Origin of the sequence: Nonomuraea phyllanthi, assembly GCF_006334985.2 — a bacterium.
GTDB lineage: Bacteria > Actinomycetota > Actinomycetes > Streptosporangiales > Streptosporangiaceae > Nonomuraea > Nonomuraea phyllanthi.
The window spans coordinates 1-2,512 of sequence record NZ_VDLX02000049.1; the positions used below are offsets into that span (position 1 = coordinate 1).

Annotated in this window: 2 protein-coding genes; both read right to left on the bottom strand. The window is 59.0% G+C overall.

Features of this window, described 5'->3' with window-relative positions; all coding sequences use genetic code 11:
- Positions 1-143 precede the first annotated feature (143 nt).
- On the bottom strand, positions 144-596 hold the full coding sequence (locus FH608_RS51050; protein ID WP_139638454.1) for a hypothetical protein: 453 nt from the start codon (positions 594-596) through the stop codon (positions 144-146).
- Between the two features lie 84 nt (positions 597-680).
- Positions 681-2,512 (bottom strand): RHS repeat domain-containing protein (locus tag FH608_RS51055; RefSeq protein ID WP_139638455.1); only part of this gene is annotated, 1,832 nt, incomplete at its 5' end.

Below are 2,512 nucleotides of genomic sequence, written 5' to 3' on the forward strand. Positions count from 1 at the left end.
GCATACGTCATCACACTCCGACCCACAACGAAGGACACCAGCAAGGCAGCACTCGCCACTCCCCACCACGCCCCCACAGGATCACGCAGCTCGGAGCTGATCACGTTCTGAAGATCAACCTAAGAAATATTCCCGAGCTATCACTATCCCGACTTAGTCAAACTAACCACCAGATATACATTGTGCGATGGGTCATCTTTTAGCTTCTTAATTATCTCCGGCTTTTGGGTAGCTTCATATTGCTCGAGCATTTCCATGGAGCCCATTTCGAGATATGTCTTCGCCCATTTAGAAGACTCCATATCTATGACATCTGAGCGATTCCCAACGTCTTTCCAACCTTGCTTCCGCAGCCTGTCGTGTGCGGTGTCGAGCGCCTCTTGATAAACAGGTTTTGCGAGATCCAGCACTAGGATGTCGGTGATCTGAACAGCACCTTCATATCCGAGCTCGATCGCCGTCTGCGCTACCAGTTTGCCAATGCTCCGCACCTCATAGAGCGCGGTCGCATCTGCCTGCAGCTTGGTGGGCAGCCACTGGGTGCCGCACCCCGAGCATAAGGCGAGTAGCCACAATCCGACGACTGCGTACCCCATTCGTGTGAGCAGCCCCGATCGAGGCTCATGAAGAGCGAATAGCATCAGTACATCTCCGCATCGAGTGATCGTTCGCCGAGCATATCAGTGGCCACATCGACCATATACGCACTCCCAGTACTCTGCCGCGGCTGACATGGCCCATCCCCCCATAGCATGGAAGCGATTCTTCCCTTCGGTTGCATTAGAAGAGGATAGCGAGCCACCAGCACGCCATTTCTTAAATCTATCTGCTACAATCCTAATCTCTTTAGAGCCCTTATCTATCGTAACACCTGCGCATCCGCAGTAGGCAGTTGCAGCTTCTTGCCAAGTAATCTGGCGCGGCTTGGCCTTGGTACCAGGATGATCATCTATTCGGATATTAGTCTTTAGATAGTGGAGATACATCGCGGCTAGCCCGATTGACTCCTTAGGCTTGATCAGCATAGCGACGGCCTCTAAAGTGCTCAGCTCCACACCCTTGTATTTTTTCATCAAAAACTTCACCTTGTAGGCTTCGAGTTGCGCGATGCCATACGAGCCGTTCTCGCCTTGCAAGGCAAGGAGTGCCGGCGCCTCCGCGCCACCGGTTCTTTCACTAAATATCGCCTCGGGGTCCATCATCTCATAGATAAGGACAGCCGTCAGAGTGTTCCTGTCCACATCCCAGCGTCTCGCCGCTTTTTCTATATAGTCACTGTACTTAAGCAGCAGCTCGTAGCGATGATAGTATGACCCATCTTTCGCCTTCTTAGGATCACTATTGGCGGCAGGCAATCCACCAATTGCCGATTCGGGCCGAATACCAAGCAGTTGCTCTTCGGTGAGTGAAGGGTCGAGGAAGTTCATCCATGAGATGAATTCCGTGATGGCCGCGCGTTCCTCGGCAGTCATGTCCCAATAGCCCTCTGGGGCATTCATGCCGTTTGTCATCGCGCCAATGCGTTTCGCCTCTTCATCGCTGAAGGAGGGAAGGCTCGGCTGGACGTAATACTCGAAGTACCATTCGAGAGCGCCGGGCTGAGAGAGGTCCCAAGTCACCTCTCCTGCGGTGACGCAGGCGAGGCAGGCGCCGATCATGTCGTTGGACGTATCGATTGCGTCGTCGCCTCCGCAGGCTCCAAGGGAGTAGCCGATGCAGCCGGCAGCGCTCGATCCGGAGCCGCTGTAGCCGAATCCGGCGAGTGAGCCGCTGCCGATGCTGATGGTGGCGTGGCCGGTGGGGTCGGTGCCGGTCAGGGGTGAGGCGTTGGCGTAGGTGTAGCGGTTGGCCTGCACCGACGGGCTGGGCGTGAGGTCGGCGGTGTCGCGGCTGGTGAAGGTGCCGGTGCCGGGCTGGTACCAGCGGGTGTGCATGTTGAGCTTGCCGGTGTCCGGGTCGGTGTACTCGCCCTGGTAGCCGATACCGGTCTTGGTGCCGGTCTGGGCGGTGACGGCGCCGAACGGGTCGTAGGCGGTCGAGGCCTGCAGGCTGGTGGTGAAGGTGGCGACCAGGTCGCCGTGCAGGTCGCTCAGCGCCGCCACTGCTGCGCCGGTGCCCTCCTTCAGGCCGAGCAGCCCACCACCGGCATCTCTCGCATAGCGTGCCTGGACGGCGCCGCCGCTGTCCTTCATGGCGGCCAGGTCGTTGCCGAGGCCGGAGTAGGCGAACGTCTGCTTGGCGGTTCCGCTGATCCGGCTGGTGAGGCGATCGAGGGCGTCGTAGCTGTAGAGGCTGTCGCCGTCGGCGATGAGCCGGTCGAAGGCGTCGAAGGTGTAGCTGGTGGTGGCGCCGGCCTTGGTGCTGGTGGCCAGGGTGCCGCGCGGGGTGTAGGTGTAGTCGGTGCCGTCGCCGGAGGTGAGGCGGTTGCGCTCGTCGTAGGTGAACGTCGCATCGCCGGCCTTGGTGCGGTTGCCGGCGGCGTCCCACTCATACGCGGTGGTGGAGCCGCCGG